We start from the raw sequence: 25835 nt of genomic DNA on the forward strand, positions 1-25835 counted from the left end.
CCATACACTCCGCAGGTCAGCCGCCAAAATCATCCAGGAAGATACTGTCGCGTTCGACACCCAGATCGAGCAGCATCTTGATGACGGCAGCGGTCATCATGGGCGGGCCGCACATGTAAAACTCGCAGTCTTCGGGCGCGGGGTGATTCTTCAGGTAGTTTTCGTACAGCACGTTGTGGATGAAGCCGGTTGGTCCCGTCCAGTTGTCCTCCGGCAGCGGGTCGGAGAGCGCCAGCGTCCAGGTGAAATTGGGGTTTTCCGCCGCCAGTGTGTTGAATTCGTCGATGTAAAACGCTTCGCGCAGCGAACGTGCGCCGTACCAGAACGAAATTTTGCGTTGGCTGTGCAGGCGTTTGAGCTGGTCGAAAATGTGCGAGCGCATCGGCGCCATCCCCGCGCCGCCGCCGATGAAGATCATTTCGGCATTGGTGTTTCTGGCGAAAAACTCACCGAAAGGGCCGTACACCGTCACCTTGTCGCCGGGTTTCAGGTTGAATACCCAGGAGGACATCTTGCCGGGCGGGATGTCGTCCCGGTTAGGCGGGGGCGAGGCCACGCGGATATTGAACTTGACGATGCCTTTTTCTTCCGGGTAATTGGCCATCGAGTAGGCGCGGATCGTGGTTTCTTCGACTTTGGAGACGAAGCGCCAGAGGTTGAATTTGTCCCAGTCGGCACGGTATTTCTCAGGGATGTCGAAGTCCTTGTAATACACGGTGTGTGGCGGGCATTCGAGCTGTACATAGCCACCGGCGCGGAAGTTTACATTTTCGCCTTCAGGCAGGCGCAGCGTCAGTTCCTTGATGAAAGTGGCGACGTTGGGGTTGGATTCGACCGTGCAGACCCATTTCTTGACACCGAACACCTCTTCCGGCACGCGGATTTTCATGTTCTGCTTGACCGCAGTCTGGCAGGAAAGACGCCAGCCTTCGGTGGCGTCCCGCCGGGTAAAGTGCGGCTCTTCGGTGGGCAGCATTTCGCCGCCGCCTTCTTCGACGATGCATTTGCATTGACCGCAGGTGCCGCCGCCGCCGCAGGCCGAGGAAAGAAAGATGTTTTTCGCCGCCAGCGTTTGCAGTAGCTTGCCGCCGGCGGGCACGGTAATCGTCCGCTCGCCGTTGATCTCGATATTGACATCGCCGCTGGAGACCAGTCTGGAACGGGCGAACAGGATAATGACGACCAGTGACAGCACGATCGCCGTAAACATGACGACGCCCAGCAGGATTTCGGTATTCATCTCGCTTTGCCTTTCTCGTTACAGCTGCACGCCGGAAAACGACATGAACCCCAGCGCCATCAGGCCGATGGTGATAAAGGTGATGCCCAATCCCTGCAGGCCGGCAGGCACGTCGCTGTATTTGAGCTTTTCGCGGATCCCCGCCAACGCGACGATGGCCAGCGCCCAGGACAGGCCGGAACCGAAGCCATAGACGGCGCTTTCAGCCAGGTTGTAATCGCGTTCGACCATGAACAGCGTACCGCCCATGATGGCGCAGTTCACCGTAATCAGCGGCAGGAATACGCCCAGCGCGTTGTAGAGGCTGGGCACGTATTTATCCAGCGTCATTTCCAGAATCTGCACGATGGCGGCGATGACGCCGATGTAAGAAAGCAGCCCCAGGAAACTCAGATCCACCTCCGGCAGTCCGGCCCAGGCCAGCGCACCGTCCTTTAGCAGGAACCGGAACAGCAGGTTGTTGGCCGGTACCGTGATGGCCTGTACGACGATGACGGCGATGCCCAGTCCGATGGCCGTTTGAATCTTCTTGGAAATGGCAATGAAGGTGCACATGCCCAGGAAAAAGGCGAGCGCCATGTTCTCGATGAACACGGAGCGGAAAAACAGACTCAGATAATGTTCCATTTCAGGCGCCCTCCCGGTCGCTGACTTGCGGCGCCAGCGTCCATGCCGGCGCTTCCACCTGGTCTTTCTTCCAGGTGCGCAAGGCCCAGATGATCAGGCCGATGAGGAAAAATGCCGAGGGTGGCAGCAAGAGCAGACCGTTGGGCACGTACCAGCCGCCGTCGTTGACAACGAGCAGGATCGTGACGCCGAACAGCTTGCCGGCGCCGAACAGTTCGCGGATAACGCCGAGCAGTATCAGCATGGCGCTATAACCCAGGCCGTTGCCAATACCGTCCCAGAATGACAGCGCCGGCGGATTGGCCATGGCAAAGGCTTCGGCGCGCCCCATGACGATACAGTTGGTGATGATCAGGCCGACGAATACCGACAGCTGTTTGGACAGCGTGAACGCATAGGCTTTCAGGATCTGGTCGACGACGATGACCAGCGAGGCGATGATGACCATCTGCACGATCATGCGAATGGAACTGGGAATCTGGCTGCGGATCATCGAGATGAACAGGCTGGAAAACCCGGTGACCAGCGTCAGCGCAATCGACATGACCAGGGCGGTCTTGAGGTTGGAGGTGACGGCCAGCGCCGAGCAGATACCGAGAATCTGCAGACCGATCGGGTTGTTTTTGACGATGGGGTCGAGCAAGACTTCCTTGAGGGTGGGTTGTGCCATGATCAGTTCCCTCCTGCGCGCAGTTGAGCCAGATACGGCCCAAAGCCCTGCGGCCCCAGCCAGAAGTTGAGCAGGTGGTTGACGCCGTTGCTGGTGAGTGTGGCGCCAGCCAGGCCATCCACCTGATGCACGGCGCGTGCGCTGTGGGGATCGACGCTGCCTTTGATAACAGTGATGTCGAATTTGCCCGCATCGTCAAAGGCTTCTTTGCCCGGCCACAGTGCTTTCCAGCGCGGGTTATCGACCTCTCCGCCCAGGCCGGGGGTTTCGGCATGCTGATAGAAGCCAAAACCAGCGATGGTTTTCAGGTCTTTCTTGAGCGCCATAAAACCGTGCAGCGTTGACCACAGGCCGTAGCCGCGCACCGGCAGAATGAGGGTTTCCAGTCCCTTGTCGCCCTCGACGAGATAGACCACCGTCTGGTTTTCACGGCGCTTGATCGAGGCGATGTCCTCGCTGCCGGTCAGCGCTTTCGATGCGGCCGGATTTTGTGCCGCCTTGAGCGGGTCGAAGCGGGCGGCATCCTGCGTATCGTCGTAACGACCGGTATTGAGATCGACGACACGCGCCTTGATCTTTTCGTTGTAAATACGCTTGACTTCAGCGGCTGACGCGTTGGCATTGGCCAGGCCGGCAATGACCAGAATGTTGCGCTGTTTGTCGAGTTGCCGGTTAGCGATCTGCTCGGGCTTCAATCCGACGGCAGCGCCTGCCACGACCACCGAACACGCCAGACAGACCATAAACGCCACACGCAGGGTGCGGCCCACGGATTCCTTCTGATCAGACACGGCGAGCGGCCCTCCGTTTGATGTTTGCCTGTATGACGAAGTAGTCGATCAGCGGGGCAAACAGGTTGCCAAAGAGAATGGCGAGCATCATGCCTTCGGGGAAGGCGGGATTGATCACCCGGATCATCACCACCATGACGCCGATCAACATGCCGAAAACCCATTTGCCGGTATTTGTCATGGCGGCAGAAACCGGGTCGGTCGCCATGAACATCATGCCGAAAGCGTAGCCGCCCAGCACGAGATGCCAGTACCAGGGCAGAGCGAACAAGGGGTTGGTGGCGGAACCGATCGTGTTGAGCAGGGTGCTGAAGGCCATCATGCCGATCATGACGCCGGCCACAATGCGCCAGGACGAGATGCGCATGATGAGCAGCGCGCCGCCGCCAATCAGGATGGCCAGCGTGCTGGTTTCGCCCATCGCCCCCGGCATGAAACCGAAGAAGGCGTCCGTCCAGCTCAGCCCGCCCTGAGTCAGTGCCGCAACGCCGCCGCCAGCAGCCCGGCTAAGCGCTGTGGCGCCGGCGTAGCCATCGACCACATTCCAGACGACATCGCCCGACATCGCCGCCGGATAGGCGAAAAACAGGAAAGCGCGGCCGGCCAGCGCCGGATTGATGAAATTTTTTCCGGTGCCGCCAAAGACTTCCTTGCCCAGTACCACGCCGAAGCTGATGCCCAGCGCCACCTGCCACAACGGGATCGTCGGCGGCAGCGTCAGTGCGAACAGAATCGAGGTGCCAAAGAAGCCTTCGTTGACCTCATGACCGCGGATCGTGGCGAAGAGGATTTCCCAGGTGATGCCGACGGCGAAGGTCACGATGTAAACCGGCAGGAAGTACATCGCGCCCTGAACCATGTTGTCGTACACGCTGGCGGGATTGAAGCCGGCCAGCAGGCGGATCAGTTCGAAGCGCCAACCCGTTTGTGCGGCGAGCAGGTCGGGGTGCGCGGCGAATACCGTGTTGGCCTGATAGCCGATGTTCCACATGCCGAAGAACATGGCAGGGAACGTGCACAGCCATACCAGAATGATCATGCGCTTGAGGTCGAGACTGTCGCGCACATGCGAGGTGGTGCGGGTAACGCTGGCCGGGCGGTACAGGAAGGTGTCCATCGCCTCGTAAAAAGTATGCAGCTTTTCATATTTGCTGCCTTTTTGTACATGGCGGCCCAGCGCGTCCATGAAAGATCGCAAGCCCATGATCAGCCCTCCTTTTCGATGCGGGTCAAGATGTCCCGCAAAATCGGGCCATATTCATACTTGCCGGAACAGGTGTAGGTGCATAACGCCAGGTCTTCTTCGTCCAACTCCAGACAGCCGAGCTTTTGCGCCATTTCGGTGTCACCGATGATGAGATAGCGCAGCAGCTGCGTCGGCAGAATATCGAGCGGCATGACGGCCTCAAAATTGCCAATCGGCAGCATGGCGCGCGGGCTGCCGTTGGTTGTCGTTGTCAGCGCCAGCGGCCGCCGCCCGAGCAGGCAGGAGAGAAACGATTTGGAGACCGAATGCTTGTTGGCGCCCAGGCGCATGTAATGCATCATCTCGCGCTCCCTGCCTTCACGCAGACAGCTTACTTGTAGGTGGTAGCGGCCGAGGAAGGCATACGGCCCTTGTGCCGTGCGCCCGCCAAAAAGCGAGCCGGAAACGATCCGGTTATCGTCGCCTTCAAGCGCGCCTGCCGTCAGTTCCAGCAGATTGGCGCCCAGCCGCGTACGCAGCAGGCGCGGGTTCTTGACCACCGGGCCGCCCAGCGCCACGATGCGCTCGGTCCACAGCCGTCCGCTGGCAAACAGCTTGCCGATGGCGATGACGTCCTGATAGCCGATATGCCAGACGGTGCGCTCAATGCCGACCGGCTGCAGGAAGTGGATATGCGTGCCCGGCAGACCGGCCGGGTGCGGGCCTTCAAAACTCTCTGTGGTCACGCCGGGCAGATCTTCACCGGGCAACGGTGCGCCGGGCGCTTTGCACAAAAAAACGGACGCTAGCCGCAACAATACGCGCAGGCCGCGCTGAAAATCGTCAGCGTGTGCGGCGATGATGGGTGCAGGATCAGCGGCCAGCGGATGCGTGTCGATGGCGGTGACAAAAATCGACGCCGGCGTCGCATCGACCGCCGGGATCTTGCTGAACGGGCGCGTGCGCAGTGCCGCCCACAAGCCGCTGTGTTGCAGGTGAGTGCGCACCTGGGCGGTTTCCAGCGTGTCGATCCGGGCATCGTCAAAACGCTCGAAGGTCAAGGCGTCGTCCTCGCCGGCGTTTTCGTCGATATCGATGACGACTGATTGCAGCACACGGCGTGCGCCGCGATGGATGGCGCTGACGATGCCTGTTGCGGGGGCGGTGATCTGTACGCCCGGTTGATTCTTGTCGGCAAACAGCGGTTGTCCAAGCTTCACGCGGTCGCCCACCTGTACGGCCATCGTCGGCTTGAGGCCGTGGTAATCCGCCCCGATGACGGCAACGCTGTGCACGACGGGGGTATCGTCGATCTGCTGTCTGGGGGCGCCGGCAATCGGCAGATCCAGGCCGCGTTTGATTTTATGCATCGTTGTGTAGTCCGCTTTTCGTAGGATAAACCGGAGTTACGAAGTTGCCCTAAATGTCATGCGACGTACTGCCTGCCCGTCCTGGCCTGTCTTGGGCTAAGGGCGTCGCAATGCAGGGCGCAGCGTACCGCCGGAAAAACAAAACCTTTGATTCTCAGAAAACCTGTTTTTTTGCATGTTTCCCAACCCGCATTGGGGCATATTCGCGGGCGGCCAATTATAGCTGGAAAACCCGCTATGGATGTGCTGGAAATAGCAGCGTTGCCCGCCATGCTTCATAGCGTACAACACACTGTCGTTGTGCATGAAAGATATACGATGGTACGGTCGCTGCATGATGCGGAAATGGCCTGCTTCTTCAGCATTTCCCGGAAATTTTCTGGCTGTTTTCGGAGATCCATTGATTGAAACAGTACCGGGCGCTGTCGATCAGTTCGCCCGCCGTCAGGCCGATGGGGCCGATTCCGTTTGCGGCCAGCCGGTCTGCCGCCGCGCCGTGCAGATGAACGGCGGCGGGCAGTGCGGCCTCGGCCGGCCAGCCCTGTGCCAGCAGGGCGGCGATGAGGCCGGTCAGCACATCGCCGCTGCCGGCGGTGGCGAGTCCCGGATTGCCGCTGGGATTGATCTGCCAGCAGCCGTCGGGCGAGGCGATGACGGTACCGCAGCCCTTGAGCGCCACCCAGGCGCGGAAACGCCCGGCAATCGTGCAGGCGGCGGCAATGCGGTCTGTTTGGATGACTTGCGTCGTGCAGTTCAGCAGACGTGCTGCCTCAGCCGGATGCGGCGTCAGCAGCGTCGGCGCCTGGCGCACCGCCAGTGTAGTGGTCAGCGACCCCGCAGAAGCTCCCCCCGCGGCATTTTCCACCGCGATCAGATTAAGCGCGTCGGCATCGAGGACGAGCGGAACCATCTGCGTGCGGGCCTTTGTGCAGGCGGTGAGCAGCAGCGCGTGCGCGGCGGGCGAGACACCCAGACCAGGGCCGCAGGCAAGGACGGAAAGATCGGCCGTCAGCAGGGCTTCCGGCGTGCGCAACATCAGTTCCACTTGCGCCGGGTCGAAGGCGGGAGCATTGGTATCCAGCAGGCCGACATAAACACGGCCGCTGCCCAGGCGCAGTGCGGCTCGCCCGGCGAGCAGTGCGGCGCCCGCCATGCCAGCGGCACCGCCGAGGATGCCGACGCTGCCGTAGCTGCCCTTATGGCTGTTGCGGGGGCGAGGGCGCAGGCAGTGCGCGAATGCTTGCATCGCCGTCAGGTGGCCAGATGCGGGCGTTGCCCTGTCGGCAGTCTCTGTGGCAAGCGCGCTGCGGTCGGTGCTGGCCGTGATCTCCGGGTTTTCAGCGTTAAGTCCCAGTGCGTCGATTGAGATTTTGCCGCACAGATCCGGGCCGTCGGCGGTGTATAAGCCCGGTTTGCCGGCGATGAAGCTGATCGTATGGCTGGCGCGGATGACCGTTCCGGTCGCGCGTCCGGTATCGGCGTTGAGTCCGCTCGGGCAGTCGAGCGCCAGCAGCGGGCAGCGGCAAGCGGCCGCGAGGCGGTTCGCCTTTTCGATCAGGTCGGTATACGGCGACATGATGGCGCGGCTGAGGCCGATGCCGAAGAGTCCGTCAATGATCAGCGACCAGCGCGGGGTAGCGGGGATATCGGGCTGCGTCTGTAGTCCGGCGCCGGTGAAGCGGGCATGAGCGGCCGCAGCATCCGGCGGCAGGCGCGCCGGGTCGCCGGGAAAAACGACATGCACGGAGAAATGCCATTCATGGAGCCAGCGGGCGGCCTCGAGAGCGTCGCCGCCGTTGTTGCCCGGCCCGGCCAGAACGAGTATCGCACCGCCATCGTCACGGCACAGGCGTGCCGCCAGCTCGGCAGCGGTCCGTCCGGCGCGCTGCATTAATGGCTGGCCGGCAGCGGCGGCTTCGATGCGGCGCAGCGCCGAAACACAGCAGAGAAGATCAGGCATGGTCATGGATTTTGTTTGCGGATTCGTCATGGATTTGGATGGATTTGGAGATGAAGTTGGATGAGCGGGGCTGACACTGAAACGCCTCAGGCATGCGGCGTGTCCAGGTTGAGCATGATGCTGCCAGCGATGAGTAGCAGGATGCTCACGAGGGCGGGATGAAGCAGGATGTCAAGGCATGGCTCACATTGCACACAATGGCGGTGGCCCACTGCCCGGGACGGGAAAGATCTGACTAAGCGCCCTGGTGGCGAAGACTTCGCTGGTGCTCAGGAAAACCTGCATGGCGTGCTGATTCCTAGTTGCGAGGACATGCGGCGTGTTGGCCTGTCCAGCGTGGGTTAAAAGTTTCGACCGATTCGTAGACGAATTCTAGCGCCCGTGGAAAACAGCTCAAAGACAGCCTGAAGCAATCCAAACGGATTCGTTTTGAGATGACTTGGGTGGTCAATTTGGAATTAATATGCACGGTTGAAAATTTTTTGGCAAACAAGCGATATTGAAGGGTTTGTGTGTTAGAACGTGTTCATAGTCTTCGTAGCAGGATTCCCAAGAAAGCCAAAACTACCATTTGCAGACTGGTACTCAACTTATGCTCACAGTTTTTCCAAAGCCGTCTGTTCTTTTCCAACCAGGAAAAACTGCGCTCTACTACCCATCGCTTTGGCAATACCGCAAAACGCTGCAATTCGTTTCGTTTGGCAATCTCTACTTCCGCACCAATCAACTCCTGTACCGACGAAGCAAATGCCTGACCCGTGTAACCTCCGTCGGCAAGGACTTTTTGTACCGCACCAAGATTATCTCTGTCACGTTCCAATGCCACCAGGCCGCCTTTTCTATCCGTAACATCCGCCGTCGTTACCGCAAGGGCATGCGGCAAACCTTGCGTGTCAACCGCTATATGTCGCTTGATACCGCTAACCTTCTTGCCCGCATCGTAGCCTTTTTCCATGGCGGTATCCGTGTTCTTCACGCTCTGCGCATCAATAATCAGGAAAGTGGTTGCTTCATGGCGTCCCTGCTTGCGACGTGCTGCGGCCACCTGATTTTTTTTAACGCTTCCTCAAAGAGACTGATGCCACTTTCCCGGGGCTCACTCCATCTTTGGAAGTAGGAATGAACGGTGCGCCATTTGGGAAAATCGCCCGGTAAGGCACGCCAGGCACAGCCGTTGCGTAGAAGATAGAGAATGGCACAAAAGACATCGTACAAGTCCACTTTGCGCGGTGCTGTGCGTCTGCGAGCACTTTCCAAAAGAGGAAGAAGAGTAGCAAATTGTGTGCGACTTATATCGCTTGGGTAGGCTTTTCTGTTCATAACGATACTTTACAGCAGAGACTATGAACACGTTCTTAGTGTATTAACGCCCCAGATGGGGTGCGTAGACTATTTTCAGAAAGGGTATGCCATGAATATGGATATTATTGAAGGCAAGTGGGAGCATCTGAAGGGAAAGGCCAAGGAAAATTGGGGAAAGCTGACGGATGATGACTGGAAGATCGTTGAAGGCCATCGCGACCAGTTGGCGGGGCGTATCCAGGAACGCTATGGCCGAACCAAGGAAGAAGTTGAAAAGGAAGTGAGTGATTGGTTCGACAAAAACTGACGTCAGATGAGAGCGGGGGAGCATGTCGGTTGACGCTGGCACTCTCCCGTTTTCATGTCCGGCTTTGGTGATATTTGATGGCTCTTTGATTTTATTAGTCTCTGGATTGTTGTATTTTTGATTGGAGGGTTGTGATGCTCCATTACGCTATTGTGTTTTTTGTTATTGCCCTGATTGCGGCTGCCTTGGGATTTGGTGGTATCGCGGGCAGTGCCGTCGGTATTGCGAAAATCCTGTTTTTTGTTTTTCTTGTACTGTCTGTCCTGTCATTTTTGTTTGGTCGAAAAAAGTAGGGCTGAAGAAAGAATTTTCTTGTTCCTCAAACCCTGTCGCCATTTACTGGCACACAGGGTTTTTTATTGCTTTGCGTTGTGTTCAGATAATATTCTGGCGGAGTGGCGCCCCATCAACATGATTCACCATGCCCCCGTTGTGAGCAACTCGGGTACCCGCTGGCGCCGTGATGCATCGTATGTCGGCCAGACGAGGAATGCGCTCGGCTATAATGCGACGTTCGCGCGGGAGCCGCGCGCTGGAGGGAACTGAAAATTTTTGCCGGAGAAGCGCTAGCGGGAGGACCCCGGCGTCCCGACGGCTGCGGAAGATTCCGGCAGGCTTGGGCGATGTCCTGGCGAATTGCCTGCGATTTCCTCCATCTTTCAACCGATCCACTCTTTTTCCGGCCGACTATGAGCGATCTTCTTTTTCTGCGCGGCGCGCCCGCGTATTCCGCATTCCGTCTGCAAGGCTTGCAGCAACGTATTCAGGCTGTTGCGCCGAAAGCCAGGTTGCTGGCCGCCGATTACTGGCATTTCGTCAAGCTGAACGCCGAACTGCCCACCGAAGCGCGGGCGCAATTGGCCGAACTGCTGGAGGAACGCCCGGCGGAGAAAGACGAAAAGCGCGGACAGGAACGTGAGCAGGGGCAACTGTTTCTGATCACGCCGCGTATCGGCACGATCTCGCCGTGGTCGTCAAAGGCCACCGATATTGCCTGGAATTGCGGACTGAAAGCCGTGGAACGCATTGAACGGGGCATTGCCTTTTACGTGTCGGACGTGGCGTCCGGCCAACGCGACCGCGTCGCGTCGCTGCTGCATGACCGCATGATTGAAACCGTGCTGGATAATTTTGCCGGGACGGCTGCGCTGTTCCGCCACGTTGCGCCGCGACCGATGCGGCATATTGATGCGCTGGCCGGCGGCCGTGCGGCGCTGGTCGAGGCGAACGCCAATCTTGGGCTGGCGCTGTCGGAGGACGAAATCGACTACCTGTTCGATGTGTTCGTCGGCAGGATGCAGCGTAATCCGACCGATGTCGAGCTGATGATGTTCGCGCAGGCAAATTCGGAGCATTGCCGGCACAAGATTTTCAACGCCGAATGGGTTATCGACGGCGAGCCAAGGCCGGAAACGCTGTTTGGCATGATCCGCGAAACGCACGCCGCGCACCCGCAGGGGAATGTCGTCGTGTATTCGGACAATTCCTCGGTCTTCGAGGGGGCGGAGGTTGAACAGCTCTATCCCGATGCGGACGGTGCGTACCGCTATCGCAACGAGCTGACGCACATTCTCGCCAAGGTGGAAACGCACAACCACCCGACGGCGATTTCGCCGTTCCCCGGCGCGGCGACCGGCTCCGGCGGTGAAATCCGCGATGAAAGCTCGACCGGACGCGGCTCCCGGTCAAAAGCCGGCCTCTGCGGCTTTACCGTTTCCAACCTCTATTTGCCCGCCGCGCCGCAGCCTTGGGAAGCTGAAATGGCGGCTTACGGGCGGCCGTCGCGCATCGCCTCGGCGCTGTCGATTATGCTCGACGGGCCGATTGGTGCAGCGGCTTTCAACAACGAATTCGGCCGGCCGAATCTGGCCGGCTATTTCCGTACCTATGAGCAGTGCGTCGGCGAAGGGGAAAATGCCGTTGTCCGCGGCTATCACAAACCGATCATGGTGGCGGGCGGAGTGGGCAACATCGCCGCCAGCCAGGCGTACAAGGCAGCCGAATTCGCCCCCGGCACCTTGCTGATTCAGCTGGGCGGCCCCGGAATGCTGATTGGCTTGGGCGGCGGTGCGGCCAGTTCGATGAGCACCGGCGCGAATGCCGAAGCTCTCGATTTTGCCTCGGTACAGCGCGGCAATCCGGAAATGCAGCGGCGTGCGCAGGAAGTCATCAACACCTGCTGGCGCTTGGGCGCCTCGCGCCAGGATGCGGCGCAGCCGGGCGACGGCAACCCAATCCTGTCGATTCACGACGTGGGCGCGGGCGGGCTGTCCAACGCTTTTCCGGAACTGGCACACAGCGGCCGCGTCGGTGCGCGCTTCGAACTGCGCGAGGTGCCGATCGAGGAAGCTGGCATGTCGCCGGCGGAAATCTGGAGCAACGAAGCGCAGGAGCGCTACGTGCTGGCCATTCCGCCCGCGCGGCTGCCCGAATTTGGCGCTATTTGTGCGCGCGAGCGCTGCCCGTTTGCCGTCGTCGGTACGGCGAGTGCCGACGGCCGTCTGGTCGTTACCGACCGGCATTTCGGCGATGCGCCGGTCGATATGGATATGGCGGCGCTGCTCGGCAAACCGCCGCGCATGAAACGCGAGGCCGTGCGGCTGCCGGCTGTCGGCATACCGTTCGATGCGGCGGCCGTCGATCCGAAGGAAGCTGCCTACCGCGTGTTGCGTCTGCCGGCGGTGGCCGACAAGACTTTTCTCATCACGATCGGCGACCGCTCAATCGGCGGCCAAACGGCGCGTGACCAGATGGTCGGGCCCTGGCAGGTGCCCGTCGCCGATGCGGCGGTGACGACGATGGGCTTTCGTACCTTGCGCGGCGAGGCTTTCGCCATCGGCGAGCGCACGCCGCTGGCCGTCATTGATGCGCCGGCGTCCGGGCGCATGGCGGTGGGTGAGGCGCTGACCAACATCGCCTGCGCGCGCATCGAAAAATTGGGCGACGTGAAGCTGTCGGCCAACTGGATGGCGGCAGCCGGCGCACCCGGCGAAGATGCGCGTCTGTTCGATACGGTACGCGCGGTATCCGACCTGTGCCAGCGCCTCGGCATTTCGATTCCGGTCGGCAAGGATTCGTTGTCGATGCGCACGGCCTGGCAAGCACGGCAAGAGGATTCCGGCAAGGGGACGGCGGGGGAAAAACAGGTCGTCTCACCGCTGTCGCTGATTGTTTCGGCCTTTGCGCCGGTGTCGGACGCGCGGCACACGCTGACGCCGCAGCTTAAGATTAGCGGCGAGGCGAGCGACCTGATGCTGATCGATCTTGGCATGGGGCGCAACCGCTTGGGCGGTTCGGCGCTGGCGCAGACTTTCAATGCCACGGGCACGGCGGCGCCCGACGTTGATGCGCCGGAAAAGCTGGCGACTTTTTTTGCGTTGATTCAGCGCCTTGCTGCCGACGGAATGTTGCTGGCCTATCATGACCGTTCTGACGGTGGGCTGTTCGCCTGCCTGGCTGAAATGGCCTTCGCCGCGCACTGCGGCATGAGCGTCGATATCGGCAATCTGTGCGACGGGTCGGCCGCAGGCCGCATTGGCGCGCTGTTTGCCGAAGAACTGGGCGCGGTGGTCCAGATTCGCCGCGCTGTGCGCAATACCGTGCAGGCGATGTTCCAGACGGCGGGTATTCCCGCCGTGCTGCTCGGCGCGCCCGATCGCAGCGGCGAGTTGCGCATCGCCTGCCGGGGTGAGACGGTGCTGTGCGAGAAGCGTGTCGACCTGCAGCGCGCCTGGTCGGAAACCAGCTTCCACATGCAGTCGCTGCGCGACAACCCGGAATGCGCGCGGCAGGCGTATGACCGCATTCTTGATGAGGACGATCCGGGGCTGTCAGTGGCGCTGACCTACGATGCGGCGGAAGACATCGCCGCGCCGTTCATTGCTGACGGCGCGCGGCCGCGGATCGCGATCCTGCGCGAGCAGGGCGTCAACAGCCAGGCCGAAATGGCGGCGGCCTTCGACCGGGCAGGTTTTACCGCCGTCGATGTGCATATGAGCGACATCCTCGCCGGCCGCGTCTCGCTGGCCGACTTTAAAGGGGCGGCGGCGTGCGGCGGTTTTTCCTATGGTGACGTGCTGGGGGCGGGCAAAGGCTGGGCGCGCACGATTCTCTTCAACCCCCGCGCGCGCGACGAGTTCTCCGCTTTCTTCGCGCGTGGCGATACCTTCGCCTTGGGCGTCTGCAACGGCTGCCAGATGATGAGCGCCTTGAAGGCGCTGATCCCCGGCGCGGCGGACTGGCCGCGTTTTGAGCGCAATGCGGTCGAGCAGTTCGAGGCGCGCTTGATCATGACCGAAGTCGTCGAGTCGCCCTCCTTGTTTTTTGCCGGCATGGCCGGCAGCCGCATGCCGGTCATCATCTCGCACGGCGAAGGCCGCGCCGAGTTCGATGCGCCTGAACAGGCGGCGCGCGTGCGGCTTGCCGTGCGCTATATCGACTCTGCCGGCCGGCCGGCCGAAACGTATCCCTGCAACCCGAACGGCTCGCCCGACGGGCTGGCGGGAGTGACGACGGCTGATGGCCGCTTCACGATCATGATGCCGCACCCCGAGCGCGTGTTCCGTACCGTGCAGATGTCCTGGCATCCGGAAAACCTGGGTGAAGATTCGCCGTGGATGCGCATCTTCCGCAATGCGCGGAAGTGGGTGGGGTAGGGCGGCAGTTTATGTTTTATAGCGGCTTCTTTTTCCAAAAGACAAGGCGAGCAAACACAGTATTTTGGCAAAAACGAACGCGGGGTATTTTTGTGTATTGACGTGAGTTCGGCCAGCATGCGCGCCGGCCTGTTTGGCGCAGACGGATAACTGGCCTTTGCCATGCCCTGGGATGCTGAACACATGGACAATTCAACCAGAAAGGACTGATATGGCAGTTCAAGTACCGAAGACGGGCTTCGAAAAATGGCAGGATGGCATTAACAAGGCAGTGAACAATGCCAAATGGAACGCCTGGGATTGTGAAATTCAGAGGGCAGTCAATGAATACAATCAGCATTTATCTGGCACGCCAGGGTATCGGCGATTAGACTGGCAGCTTATCAAGGCGATGATATGGGTCGAAACCGGCGCCCACACTTCCGATTGGAATTTTAGGCCAATGCAAATAGGCATGGCTGGTGATCCAGGATTAAAAGCGCTTCTCTCGGGAAACGAAGGGGGTGATTTGATTTTGCCGCCAGCCTGGAAGGGTAGGCTAACGATGGAATCAGCCCGGGTTAACCCGGCACATAACATCCGGGCAGGGATTGGCTATCTGCTCATGCGTATGGCAAACATCAAATACCAAAGCATGCCTGGCGCTGATGCCAGGGTTTACGAAATCACCGTCAAACCAGGCGATAGCCTCGACAAGATTGCAAGGGTACAGGGAAGTACAGTCGATACGCTGAAAAAATTGAATCCGACCGCTGCTGTTCTACGGCCCAGGCAGGTGTTGAAGTATCAGAAGGCGTCAATTCAAAGAGTAATCGCCGGTTGGAAAGATTTCTCAACTCGAACGATTGCGTTGTACTACAATTCAATGCAGAGTGATCCGAATTACGTCAGAAAAATTGATTACGCACTATTCGTGGTACGCAAAGGAAAGGCTAGCCCATGTACGCAATAAAACGAATCGCTTTGTCGTTCATTCTTTTTTCTCCAGTGCTGGCCTGTGCTGCATCCGGCATTGTTGTTCAAACAGAGCGGGAAATGTACGAAGAATGCAGCGCCTTTTCTCAGGCGGGAATGCGGGAGTGTCTGGCAAAGAAGGCGGAGGATAGTCAGATGGCATTACAACAAGCCGAAAAAAAAGTGGTCAGCGCGCTTTCAAAATGGTTTGAGGAGGATAAATACATCAAGGAGTCCAAAGCAAAATTTGCTGCGGCAAACAAGGAATTTATCAGGTACCGCAATGCGCAATGCGCATTTGGGTCTTCGCTCAGTGGTGGCGGCGCGGGAAGTGTGCGTGAGATTGGGCGTCTGGGCTGCGTTACGGAACTCAACAACCGACGCGCCCAACAGTTGCTCGACGCTGTGTCTACCGTGCGGGCGAGGTAGCCTTGCATGAATACAAACCGCCTCGGGGCTGAGAACAAAAAGACGGCAAGGCCGTCTTTTTTACGCGCGTAACAAGGTAGCGAGTTCCAGAGGGGACGGTCGGTGCATTTATGCCCAGCAGTTGTTTAGTTGTTTATTTGTCGGGCGCAACGCGCCCGGCCGACTTCTCTACATGAAAAACAAGCTCTAGACCCCTCAGCACTTGGGGATGCTCTTCTTCAAGAAGAGGAGCGAAGAAAAGTGGTTTATGTTTTCTGATCTGTTTTCAAGAAGCAGCGAGGCTTCCATTTTTGACACTCTTGCTACCCGCATTGCCTTCTCCCTAGCCCCGCATTTGCGCGCATTTCCACGAGGGGTCGAGAATGGGCCTGCTCTCCTTTTCAAAGGGGGCGAAGGGTTTGACAAAGGGAGCCGCTATTTCAGTGCCCCGCTTGTTTTACTGAAGGAGGTTGTCTATATGACCAATCTGAATTACGACAGAAAACTTGATTACGCGCTATCCATGGTGCGCAAAGGAAAGGCTACCTCATGTACGCAATAAAACGAATCACTTTGTCGTTCATTCTTTTTTCTCCAGTGCTGGCCTGTGCTGCATCCGGCATTGTTGTTCAAACAGAGCGGGAAATGTACGAAGAATGCAGCGCCTTCTCTCAGGCGGGAATGCAAGAATGTCTGGCAAAGAAGGCGGAGGATAGTCAGAGGACATTACAGCAAGCGGAAAAAAAGGTGGTGAGCGCGCTTTCAAAATGGGATGAGGACGATAAATACATCAAGGAGTCCAAAGCAAAATTTGCTGCGGCAAACAAGGAATTTATTCGGTACCGCAATGCGCAATGTGCATTTGGGTCTTCGCTCAGCGGCGGCGGCGCGGGAGGCGTGCGTGAGATGGGGCGTCTGGGCTGCGTTACGGAACTCAACAACCGACGCGCCCAACAGTTGCTCGATGCTGTATTTGGCATGCCGTCGAAGTAGCCTTGCATGAACACAACCCGCCTCGGGGCTGCGAACAAAAAGACGGCAAGGCCGTCTTTTTTACGTGCGTAACAAGGCGGTTTTTCAGGGAAGAAAACATAAAATTCCCTGAGATCCTTTAAACACGGGAATCTCAGAGCATCAAAAAATATAAATTGAAAAATCGTGCCCTGTACTGGCCATGTTTGTCGGGCATTCATGCCCGACAAAACCACCATGTTGAGATGCTTGATTTACGTGCATCTCAGGGTGTCAGAAAATATAGACTGCTTTTTCGCCCTCTTTTTTAAAGAGGATTGCCCGAAGAGCTAAGGGGTTAAGCGCCTGTTTTTCACATGGCAAAGGAAGCCGGGTTTAAAGGAGGAAAAAATGGGAAACCGGTCCTGTCTGGACGTCGTGTCGCCTGATAGTGGGCGTCAACTGTTCGAATGCAACAACACGATTGCTAACTTCTGGATCTTTCTGCTCGACCGTGCCACCATGGAAACCTGCCCGGCAGGAATGGCTCGAAATCGAGGAAAAATCGTATAACAAAGACCCCGACGCAGAAGATGACAATGATGGAGATGCCGATGCATATCCACCCTTCCGGCTGACGCCTGTGCAATTCAGGGAAAATGCCGCACGCGAGCGTTCCTGCTGGCTAACTCGCCCGTCTCGGTGGCGATCTTTGACGATTTCGTGCGCTTTATCGATTCCCAGCTAACAGCGGACAGCCAGGTCGAAGTGAATTTTTACGAAATCTGTCTTTTTGCGCCTCGGTCGACGAGTTTTTCGACAATTTCATGGCAGGGATAGAGCTCGTGGAAAATGGGACCCATCGCTTTCAGCATCGGATTTGCCTGCACCAAAGAATTTGAGGCCTGCCTCAGTTACCAGGAGGCGCTGAAAAAAGAAAAGCCTTTCTGGAACCCTCATAAAATAGACTGTCCGGAGCGCCTGACTTGAACCCCTGTCCCTGTTGGAATGCACGCAAATGAAGGGCAATGGAGAGGGCAAGGCGGCTTGGGCGAAGCACTTTTATGGATGCGGGCTTCGGCGGGTCAGCCGGATGCTATTTCCCCGGTTTATATTTTTTGATGCCCTGAAACCCTTATAAACAGGGCATCTTAGATGGAGCACCCGGAGATGCCCTATCCACGCGGGTTTCCGAGGGATGCCTTGCGGCAGGTGCCCCGGTCGGTGTGCTCAGTCGGGGTTGCCCTGGCTGGGAGCGTTGTGCCGCAGCGCATCGTCTTCCTTCAGCTCCAACCACATGGCGCTGAGAATCGCACAAGTGGCCGCCAGCGGCAGGCCGAGAATCCAGACTAAGTACCACATGCTCAATATCCCATGAATGAAATGATCGGGGCGTCAGTAGGCGTGTTCTTTGCCGTTCTCAATGGCTTCGGCGTCCACCTTGCCGCGCAGTACCGAGAAGACCCAGCTGGTGTAGGCGAGAATGATCGGCATGAAGATCAGTGTCGAAATCAGCATGATGAACAGCGTCAGGTGGCTGGATGAGGCATCCCACACCGTCAGGCTGGCCGAGGGGTTGGCGGATGAGGGCAGGATGAAGGGAAACATCGAGACGCCAACGCTGGTGATGATTCCGGCGATGCCCGCGCCGCCCGTAATCAGGGCGGCCAGCGGGCGGCGGGCGGCCATGCAGAGCGCGGCGATTACGCTGCCCGCCAGCCCCAGCCCGGGCACCAGCCACAGCGCGGGGTGCGCAGCGTAGTTGGCCAACCAGGCGCCGTTTTGTATCACGGCGTGCTTGAGCAGCGGGTTCGATACGCCAGAGGTGGAAATTTCGCTCGTAATGACGTATCCCGGCAGAAAGAACGCCAGTATGGCGCCCGCCGCCAAGTACAGCACCGGAACGGTAAGTGCCGCCGTGATGCCGTAACGGCGCGCACGCTCGGCCACAGCGCCCGACGTTTTGACTTGTAGCCAGGCGGCCCCGTGCATGACGAGCATGGCGACGGAAACCAGGCCGCACAACAGAGCAAAGGGATTGAGCAGTCCAAAAAACGAACCATCGTAAAAAATCTGCATGTCCTCTTCGATGCGGAAAGGCACCCCCTGCAAGACGTTGCCTACCGCTACGCCAAAAATCAGCGACGGCGCAAATCCCCCTATGAATAAAGCCCAGTCCCAGCGATTACGCCAAGAGGCTTCCTCCCGCTTGCTGCGGAATTTGAAGGCGACGGGGCGCAGGATGAGTGCGAACAGAATGGCGAACATCGCCAGGTAAAAGCCTGAAAACGATACGGCGTAGAGTTGCGGCCAGGCCGCGAAAATGGCGCCGCCACCGAGGATCAGCCAGACCTGGTTGCCTTCCCAGACGGGGCCGATCGCATTGATGACGGTGCGGCGTTCGATGTCGCTGCGCGCCGCAAAGGGCAGCAAGGTCGCGGCGCCCAGGTCAAAGCCGTCGGTCAAAGCGAACCCGATCAGCAGCACGCCCAGCAGCGCCCACCAGATCAGGCGCAGCGTCTCATAGGAGATCAGTTCAGTCAGGATCATGCCGTTTGCTCCTTGCTAGAAGTCGTTGGGTTAATGTGCCGGCGCTGGGGTGGCAGCGGTTATCCGGCTGTCAGCGCTGTCCGGCGCCGCAATGTCCGGGCCTTTTCGGATCGCGCGGAGCATCAGCTTCAGCTCGATGAGCAGCAGGACGGTATAGATCAGGACAAAGCCGATGATCGTGAACAACACCGTCGATGCGCCCAGATTTGAAACGGCGACGGCCGTCGGCAAAACGCCTTCGATCACCCAGGGTTGGCGCCCCAGTTCGGCAACGATCCAGCCGCATTCAATGGCGATCCACGGCAGGGGAATGGAATACGCGGCGATCTTGAGCAGCCAAGGGTGCGCATCGAGTCGGCGTTGTATCGAGAGCCAGGAAAATACGGCGGTCAGCACAATGAGAAAGAAGCCCAGACCAACCATCAGGCGGAACGCCCAGAACAGCGGGGCAACCTGCGGTACGGTATCCCACGCTGCTTGCCGGATTTGTTCGGGACTCGCCTGGCGCGGGTCGTCCGTGTAACGCTTGAGCAGCAGCGCATGGCCTAGCGCATGACCGTGCGTTTCAAAGTCGGCCTGTGCCTGGGGCGGTATGCCTGCCCCAGTTTTGCTGGCGGCGCGGATGCGCTGCAAGGCGTCGTAGGCCGTGAGGCCGTCGCGGATGCGGCGTTCTGCTTGCTCGACCAGTGCCTCGATGCCGGCAATTTCAGTCGTTAAGGAACGCGTGCCAATCAGCCCCATGAGCCACGGAACATGCACGGCATAATGGGTTTCGCGTGCGGCCTGGTCCGGAAAACCGAAAGCGGTGAAGGCGGCGGGCGCAGGCTCGGTCTTCCACATGGCTTCCATGGCGGCGAGCTTCATCTTCTGGTGTTTGGCGACGAGGTAGCCGCTTTCATCGCCCAGCGCCACCAGCGCCAGTGCGGAAACCAGGCCGAACGTCGCCGCCACGGTCATGGATCGTTTGGCAAGCGCCGGGTAGCGTCCCTTGAGGAGGTAGCAGGCTGAAATGCCAAGGACGAAAACGGCCGCCGTCACATAGCCGGCAGTCACGGTATGCACGAACTTCGTCTGCGCCATCGGGTTGATAAGCACGGCGAAAAAATCCGTCATTTCCATGCGCATAGTCTGCGGGTTGAACTGGGCGCCGACCGGATTTTGCATCCAGCCATTGGCGATGAGAATCCACAAGGCCGAAAAATTCGAGCCGAGCGCCACGCACCAGGCGACGATCAGGTGTTTTACGCGGGAAAGCCGCTCCCAGCCAAAAAAGAACAGGCCCACAAAGGTGGCTTCCAGAAAGAAAGCCATCAATCCTTCCAGAGCAAGCGGGGCGCCGAAAATATCACCGACGTAGTGGCTGTAATAACTCCAGTTCATGCCGAACTGAAATTCCATCACGATGCCGGTGGCGACGCCCATGGCAAAGTTGATGCCGAACAGCCCGCCCCAGAATTTCGTCATGTCACGCCAAAGCGTACGGCCGGTGAGCACATAAACCGTCTCCATGATGGCGACCAGAATCGACAGCCCCAGCGTCAGCGGGACGAAAATAAAGTGGTAGAGCGCAGTCAGTGCAAACTGCAGGCGCGACAGGCTGACGATGTCAAAATCCATGGCGGTTTCCCCTTATGAATATGGCTTCATGTGCGTCCGAATGAATCAGTCATGCCTCAATGCGGCCAGTGCGGCGGCAAAATCCCGGCTGCCCCAGCGATACTCGGCTTCAACGCGGCCGTCGCGCAATATCAGCAGACGGTCGGCCAGCGCTGCTTCGCGCCTCAGATGGGTCGCCATCAGCCAAGCGCGCCCTTCGCCCAGTATCCGAAGCCGCGCGAGCACATCCGCCGCCGTCGCCGCGTCCAGTCCTTCCGTCGGCTCGTCGAGAAGCCAGAGCGGATGGGATTGTAGCAGCAGGCGCGCCAGCGCCAAACGGCGTCTCTGCCCGGCAGAGAGCCCCAGCCCGCTTTCGCCGAGCCGGGTTTCCAGTCCGGCATTCAGGCCGCGTATATCGGCGGCTAGCCCGGCTGATTCGAGCGCGTGCCAGAGCGCTTCATCGCCGGCTTCGGGCGCGGCCAGCAGCAGGTTCTCGCGCAGGGAATCCTGAAAAAGATCGGCCCGCTGGCTCAGCCAGGCAAAGGGCAGCCGCTGGATACTGCCCGCGTGCGCCGCCAATTCGCCGGCGAGCAGCGCCATCAGCGTCGATTTGCCGGCACCGCTGGGGCCGACGACGGCAACCCGTTCTCCGTGGGCAATCGTCAGGGAAAGTGATTGCAGCGCGTCGGTCGCACTGCCCGGATAACGTACCGAAACCCGTTGCAGGATGACTGCATCGCCCGCATTGGGCACATCAGGCACAGCGGCATCCGGCGTTGCGCCGGAATCTGCACACTCGGCGTACTCGGCACAATGGGGCGACAGACGTTTTGCCGCCAGCCACATGCGGCCGGCTTCCAGCGCGCCGCGCCGGAGTGCGGCAAAGGGTTCCATGGCCGCCAGTGCGATGAGCAGCGCCAGCACCGCGGCGGGAATGCCGATCTGCCCGCGATCGACCAGTGCGCCGACACCGAGCAAGGTGGCGGCCAGGGTCAGGCTGCCGGCAATGCCGTAAATTGCACCGGCGGCCGTGTCCAGACGGTGCAGACGCCGGTCGGCGCGTGCCAGGCGGCGATCCGTTTGCTCAAGCGCCGCACATTGGGCTGCCAGACGTCCGGCCATGACCAGCTCTGTCTGACCGGAGACCAGATCGACGGTCTGCGCCCGCAGGCGTTCCGTGAGCAGTGCGCGGCGCAAGGCGGGCCGGCGGGAGCGGAAGAACAGCCCGACGCTGACGGCTATGCCGACCGCCAGCATCCATATTCCCAGGGCGATGCCGAGCCAGAACGTCATGAGGCCGAGCGTCGCCGCAGCGAACGCCGTTGCGCACAGCGCCGCACCGGCTGGCGTTAGCAGGCGAAGATAGAGGGATTCCAGCGCGTCGAGGTCGCTGGTTAGCCGGAAGAGCGCCCGTGCCGGACGGCGCAGCAGTTCCCGAATCTGCGCGGCGCTCGCCCAGCCCCGGAAAATACGCTCGCGCAGTGCCGCCAGTGCGGCCAGCGTCGCATCGTGCGTCACGAGTCGTTCGCCGTAACGCGCAGCGGTGCGCCCCAGCGCCAGCAGGCGGATGCCGGCTGACGGCGCGAATACGTCGAAGGCCAGGGCACTGGCGGCGTGCAGTCCGGCAATGGCGGTGGCGGCAATGAACCAGCCCGATAGCCCGAGCAGCCCCATGCCGGCAAGAACGGTGATTGCCGCCAGGCTGGCGCCCAGCGCCATGCGGCGCCAAACCCCGGCGAACAGGGCACCGAGCACGGGGCGCAGCACCGAGGCTGTCTCACTGAATCTGCGCGTCATCGCATGCCTCTGCCTCGGCGTGTACGGCGCCGTTGGGGGTCGGGAGCACCACGCTGCGATCCAGTCGTGCGGCAAGCACCGGGTCATGCGTGGCGACGATCAGGGTGCGTCCCCGCGCCAGATCGAGAAGAGATTGCGTGACCTGGGCGGCCGTCTCGCTATCCAGATGCGCCGTCGGTTCATCCGCCAGCAGCAGATCCGCGTGCGATACGTGCAATGCAGCGGCCAGACGCGCCAAGGCCAGCCTGACGGCCTCGCCGCCGGACAGTCCCGTTCCGCCTTCGCCCAGCGAGGTGCCCGGATGCGCCTGCGCCACGCTGCCCAGCTGCGCCCAGCAGATGGCCTGCCGCACATACGCCTCGCCATCGCCTTCACCTGGATCCGTCCGTCCGAGCGAGACGTTATGCTGTACCGATCGGGAGAATACGTGCGGGCGCTGCCCCATCCAGGCCATGCGCTGACGCAGCCGCTGCGCCGAGGCAGCGGTCAGGGCTGTGCCGCCGATCTCGATACGGCCTTGCGTAGCCTGCAACAACCCGGCCATCAGCGAGAGCAGAACCGTTTTCCCTGTCCCACTGGGCGCCATCAATGCCACCCGTTCTCCAGGCGCTACGTTCAGCGTAAAGTCCTGGAAAACGGGGGCTTCGCCGGGAAATGCAAAATGCAACTCTTCGATCCTGACCTGCGGCGGCAGATCAGGCGCATCGTTTTCTCCCGATGAAGGCGAGGGCGTTTGCGCTGGAAGCGGATTATCCGGCGCGCCGCCAAGCAGCGGCAGTCCGCCCACCGCGAGCCGGTTCAATGCGTCCGCCGCCGCGAGGCCCGCGGCGCGGTCGTGCCAGACGGCAGCCAGCTCCCTCAGTGGCTCGAAAAAGGCCGGCGCCAGCAACAGGATAAAGAGCGCTTCGGCCAGATCGAGCCGCCGCCCCCAGGCGCCGAATTTCAGATAGCCCAGCAGATGGAAGCCGATGTAAACCGCGACGAGGGCGACGCCCAATGCGGAAAACAGCTCCAGCACCGCCGAAGACAAAAAGGCGATGCGCAGTACGCGCAGCGTGCGCTGGCGAAGATCCTCGATCTGGGCGCGCAGGCGGCGCGCCGTCAGCGCCACGCAACCGAGCGCTCGCAGTGTCGGCAGGCCGCGCAGGCGGTCGAGCAGAAACGCATTCATACTGCTCATTTGCAACCACTGCGCTTCACTGGCGGCACGGGCGCGACGGCCTACGATCGCCATGAACATCGGGATCAGCGGCGCCGCCAGCAGGAGCACCAGCGCGGCAGCCCAGGAAAACCAGGCGACCGGCAGCACGATCATCGCGGGCATGATGCGCGCGCGCCAGACGGCGCTGCGGTAACGCGTCAGCCAGGGGAGAATCGCTTCGGCCTGTTCGGCCAATGCACTGGCGGACGCGCCGGCATGCATCCGGGCGCGATCCAGCGGAGAGCGTGCTGCCAGCGCCGCGACAGTACGGCTGCGCCAGCGGCTCAGACGTTCGCGCGCCGTGTCAAACATGCATCCGGCGCTCCACGCTTCCAGTACGGCACGCAAAACGCCGGCAAAGACGATGCCTGCCGTCAGCCATACAAGATCCGCGACGCCTGCGCCGTGGTGCAGGCGCGAGATGCCCCATGCAATGAGCGCTGCCTGCGGGAGCCGCAGGAGCGGGCTGACCGCATGCGCCAGGCAGGCGGCGTCGAGCCGCAGGCCGGGCACGGGCGGGCTGTCTTGCGTGTTCGGTTTCATGAAGGGAGAGGGCGGGCGGTTCTGAAAATGCTTTGAGGGCGCACCGTATTATTAGCCAGACACACGTGATTTCACAAGAAAAACAACGGCTTCCTTTGCCAAAATACGGCGTTGCTATATTGACCTGGCCTTGCCGTACTGAATCGTCTGCCTGCGGCGTACCGCCTTGTCTCTTGGCAAAGTCGAGCTGCTATTTATGCTTTCCTTGATGACCCCTCGCGCTACAGCCTCTGCCTCGACGCGCAGGGCAACGAGCGCTGCACAACCGTGCCGGAGACGTTACTGCGGGTATTTGAGCGCTACGGCCTGCCGAAGTGCATTCACGCCGATTTTTTGCCATCAGTTTGTGAAGGAATTTGATCTGAATAAGGTTTGATAGATTATCCCCGGACTGTCACCTATGTCCTCGCACGCCGTTACCTAGGTGTCCGGTCTATGCACGAATGCCCTCACTCCTTTTCTCGTTACGCGAGCTGTCCCAGTCCCGCAAGCAGGCGAGTGGTTTTCCTTAGTTTCCGCAGTTTTTTACAGCGCTTAAGATAGGTAGATACCTATGGTCAAACTGGATAAATGCTCTCTTCCGGCCAAGCGGCGTAAACGCTGGCTTCACCAGGCGAGCCAAGCACATGGTTTTTAGAGACAGTTCAAGGACGGGCACTGTCTATAATTTTTCTTTTATCTGGAGCACTGCCATGTCTGTTTCTTCGCCTGCTGCACCGTCGCGCAAGTTTCCGGTTCCGCTCAGTTATTTCAGTATGCCGCTTGGTTTGTCCGCACTGGGGCTGTCGTGGCGTTATGGCGCGGCAATGGGGTTTGCACCGTCCTGGCCGGCTGAAGCGCTGTTGGCGGTCGCCGCGCTGTTGTGGCTGCTGCTGATCGCCGCTTATGCCGTCAAGATCTGGCGTTTCCGCGCCGATTTTCTCGCCGATTTGCAGGATCTGGTGCAGTGCTGTTTTTTGAGCATGATCCCTATCACGCTGTTGTTGCTGGCGATGGCGCTTTTGCCGTATGCCCGTCTGCCGGCGATGCTGGCTGTGATGCTGGGGGTTGGCGCGCAGCTGGCGTTTGCCATGTATCGTGCGGCGGGTTTGTGGCGCGGTTTACACACGCTCGCGGCAACGACGCCGGTGGTGTATTTGCCAACGGTCGCCGCTGCGTTTGTCAGCACCTCGGCGTTCGCCGCGCTGGGATTCACGGACTATGCCTGGCTGTTTTTCGGGATGGGGGTATTTTCGTGGCTGAGTCTGGAAGGGGCGATTTTATTGCGGCTGCGGGTTGAACAGGCGCTGGCGCCAGCGGTGCGCGGGATCGTCGGGATTCAGTTGGCACCGCCGTTTGTCGCCTGTGGTGCGTATTTCGCCGTGCATGGCGGGGCGGTGGATGGTTTTGCCTTGATGTTGATGGGGTATGGCTGGTTGCAGGGGCTGTTTTTGTTGCGGCTGCTGCCGTGGCTGCTAAGCGATGGCTTTTTTATGAGCTCTTGGGGGTTTTCATTCGGCCTTGCGGCAATGTGCGGCTGCGGCCTGCATTTGCTGGCGCAGGGCATGATGCCGTTCTTGGCATGGGTGATGGTAGTGGCAGGTAGCGGCGGGATTGCGCTGCTGGTGCTGGCGACGTTTGCGGCGATGCGGCGCGGGCGGTTTTGGCTGCGTTAGTTGGCAGCTGGCGCTCGCCCACCTTGTTTTTTCTGCCCTGACCCAAATGTTTTTTCTACGGGTGTGCGGTGC

21 protein-coding genes are annotated in these 25835 nt (G+C 60.0%); 8 read left to right on the plus strand and 13 right to left on the minus strand.

Going from position 1 to position 25835, the window contains the following annotated elements; genetic code table 11:
* Positions 1-16: 16 nt before the first annotated feature.
* The 8 genes from nqrF to ABCS64_RS02555 all read right to left on the minus strand — a co-directional run bounded on the left by nqrF (position 17) and on the right by ABCS64_RS02555 (position 9164).
* Positions 17-1240: an NADH:ubiquinone reductase (Na(+)-transporting) subunit F gene (gene nqrF, locus ABCS64_RS02520; protein ID WP_418890358.1), complete on the minus strand. Its 1224-nt coding sequence runs from the start codon at positions 1238-1240 to the stop codon at positions 17-19.
* 18 nt (positions 1241-1258) lie between these two features.
* Positions 1259-1867 (minus strand): NADH:ubiquinone reductase (Na(+)-transporting) subunit E, encoded by a 609-nt coding sequence (nqrE, locus tag ABCS64_RS02525; protein WP_418890359.1) that lies wholly within the window; start codon positions 1865-1867, stop codon positions 1259-1261.
* Between the two features lies 1 nt (position 1868).
* Entirely contained in the window at positions 1869-2537 is a 669-nt protein-coding gene (locus tag ABCS64_RS02530; protein ID WP_418890360.1) for an NADH:ubiquinone reductase (Na(+)-transporting) subunit D, read from the minus strand.
* Positions 2538-2539: 2 nt separating this feature from the next.
* A complete protein-coding gene (locus ABCS64_RS02535) occupies positions 2540-3328 on the minus strand; it encodes a Na(+)-translocating NADH-quinone reductase subunit C (protein ID WP_418890361.1) in 789 nt (262 codons plus the stop codon).
* Entirely contained in the window at positions 3321-4532 is a 1212-nt protein-coding gene (locus ABCS64_RS02540; RefSeq protein ID WP_418890362.1) for an NADH:ubiquinone reductase (Na(+)-transporting) subunit B, read from the minus strand. Before ABCS64_RS02540 ends, ABCS64_RS02535 begins: the two co-directional genes overlap by 8 nt.
* A gap of 2 nt (positions 4533-4534) precedes the next feature.
* Entirely contained in the window at positions 4535-5884 is a 1350-nt protein-coding gene (locus ABCS64_RS02545; RefSeq protein ID WP_418890363.1) for a Na(+)-translocating NADH-quinone reductase subunit A, read from the minus strand.
* Positions 5885-6242: 358 nt separating this feature from the next.
* A complete protein-coding gene (locus ABCS64_RS02550) occupies positions 6243-7844 on the minus strand; it encodes an NAD(P)H-hydrate dehydratase (RefSeq protein ID WP_418890364.1) in 1602 nt (533 codons plus the stop codon).
* A gap of 526 nt (positions 7845-8370) precedes the next feature.
* A protein-coding gene (locus ABCS64_RS02555) for an IS5 family transposase (protein WP_418890365.1) occupies positions 8371-9164 on the minus strand; the annotation gives its coding sequence in 2 pieces (ribosomal slippage) (positions 8371-8888 and positions 8888-9164; 795 coding nt in all).
* A gap of 91 nt (positions 9165-9255) precedes the next feature.
* Between ABCS64_RS02555 and ABCS64_RS02560 the strand changes: the two genes are divergently transcribed.
* The 7 genes from ABCS64_RS02560 (at position 9256) to ABCS64_RS02590 (ending at position 16463) form a co-directional block, all read left to right on the plus strand.
* A complete protein-coding gene (locus ABCS64_RS02560) occupies positions 9256-9453 on the plus strand; it encodes a CsbD family protein (RefSeq protein WP_418890366.1) in 198 nt (65 codons plus the stop codon).
* A 134-nt stretch (positions 9454-9587) separates the two neighbouring features.
* Entirely contained in the window at positions 9588-9746 is a 159-nt protein-coding gene (locus tag ABCS64_RS02565; protein ID WP_418890367.1) for a DUF1328 domain-containing protein, read from the plus strand.
* 396 nt (positions 9747-10142) lie between these two features.
* Entirely contained in the window at positions 10143-14108 is a 3966-nt protein-coding gene (purL, locus tag ABCS64_RS02570) for a phosphoribosylformylglycinamidine synthase (RefSeq protein ID WP_418890368.1), read from the plus strand.
* A 211-nt stretch (positions 14109-14319) separates the two neighbouring features.
* Positions 14320-15060, plus strand: coding sequence for a LysM peptidoglycan-binding domain-containing protein (locus ABCS64_RS02575; protein ID WP_418890369.1), 741 nt, complete (start codon positions 14320-14322; stop codon positions 15058-15060).
* Positions 15048-15491, plus strand: a complete 444-nt coding sequence (locus ABCS64_RS02580) for a lysozyme inhibitor LprI family protein (RefSeq protein ID WP_418890370.1) — start codon at positions 15048-15050, stop codon at positions 15489-15491. Before ABCS64_RS02575 ends, ABCS64_RS02580 begins: the two co-directional genes overlap by 13 nt.
* Positions 15492-15738: 247 nt before the next feature.
* Positions 15739-16032 carry a hypothetical protein gene (locus tag ABCS64_RS02585; RefSeq protein WP_418890371.1) on the plus strand — a complete coding sequence of 98 codons (294 nt, stop codon included), beginning with the start codon at positions 15739-15741 and terminating at the stop codon, positions 16030-16032.
* Positions 16020-16463: a lysozyme inhibitor LprI family protein gene (locus ABCS64_RS02590; protein WP_418890372.1), complete on the plus strand. Its 444-nt coding sequence runs from the start codon at positions 16020-16022 to the stop codon at positions 16461-16463. The genes ABCS64_RS02585 and ABCS64_RS02590 overlap by 13 nt, the downstream gene beginning before the upstream one ends.
* 1188 nt (positions 16464-17651) lie before the next feature.
* On the opposite strand, the gene cydX is transcribed toward ABCS64_RS02590, so the two are convergent.
* Genes cydX through cydD form a run of 5 tightly spaced genes read right to left on the minus strand, consistent with a single transcriptional unit; the run spans position 17652 to position 24108 of the window.
* Positions 17652-17783, minus strand: a complete 132-nt coding sequence (cydX, locus tag ABCS64_RS02595) for a cytochrome bd-I oxidase subunit CydX (protein WP_418890373.1) — start codon at positions 17781-17783, stop codon at positions 17652-17654.
* A 33-nt stretch (positions 17784-17816) separates the two neighbouring features.
* The gene (gene cydB / locus ABCS64_RS02600; RefSeq protein ID WP_418890374.1) at positions 17817-18971 is read right to left on the minus strand and encodes a cytochrome d ubiquinol oxidase subunit II; all 1155 of its coding nucleotides are present in this window, start codon (positions 18969-18971) and stop codon (positions 17817-17819) included.
* Between the two features lie 30 nt (positions 18972-19001).
* Complete coding sequence (locus tag ABCS64_RS02605; RefSeq protein WP_418890375.1) at positions 19002-20588, minus strand: cytochrome ubiquinol oxidase subunit I; 1587 nt, start codon at positions 20586-20588, stop codon at positions 19002-19004.
* 45 nt (positions 20589-20633) lie between these two features.
* Entirely contained in the window at positions 20634-22364 is a 1731-nt protein-coding gene (gene cydC, locus ABCS64_RS02610; protein ID WP_418890376.1) for a thiol reductant ABC exporter subunit CydC, read from the minus strand.
* Positions 22345-24108, minus strand: a complete 1764-nt coding sequence (cydD, locus tag ABCS64_RS02615) for a thiol reductant ABC exporter subunit CydD (protein WP_418890377.1) — start codon at positions 24106-24108, stop codon at positions 22345-22347. The genes cydC and cydD overlap by 20 nt, the downstream gene beginning before the upstream one ends.
* Positions 24109-24800: 692 nt before the next feature.
* Between cydD and tehA the strand changes: the two genes are divergently transcribed.
* On the plus strand, positions 24801-25763 hold the full coding sequence (gene tehA, locus ABCS64_RS02620; RefSeq protein WP_418890378.1) for a dicarboxylate transporter/tellurite-resistance protein TehA: 963 nt from the start codon (positions 24801-24803) through the stop codon (positions 25761-25763).
* Positions 25764-25835: the final 72 nt, after the last annotated feature.

This window comes from Dentiradicibacter hellwigii (assembly GCF_041770905.1).
GTDB classification, from domain to species: domain Bacteria; phylum Pseudomonadota; class Gammaproteobacteria; order Burkholderiales; family Rhodocyclaceae; genus Propionivibrio; species Propionivibrio hellwigii.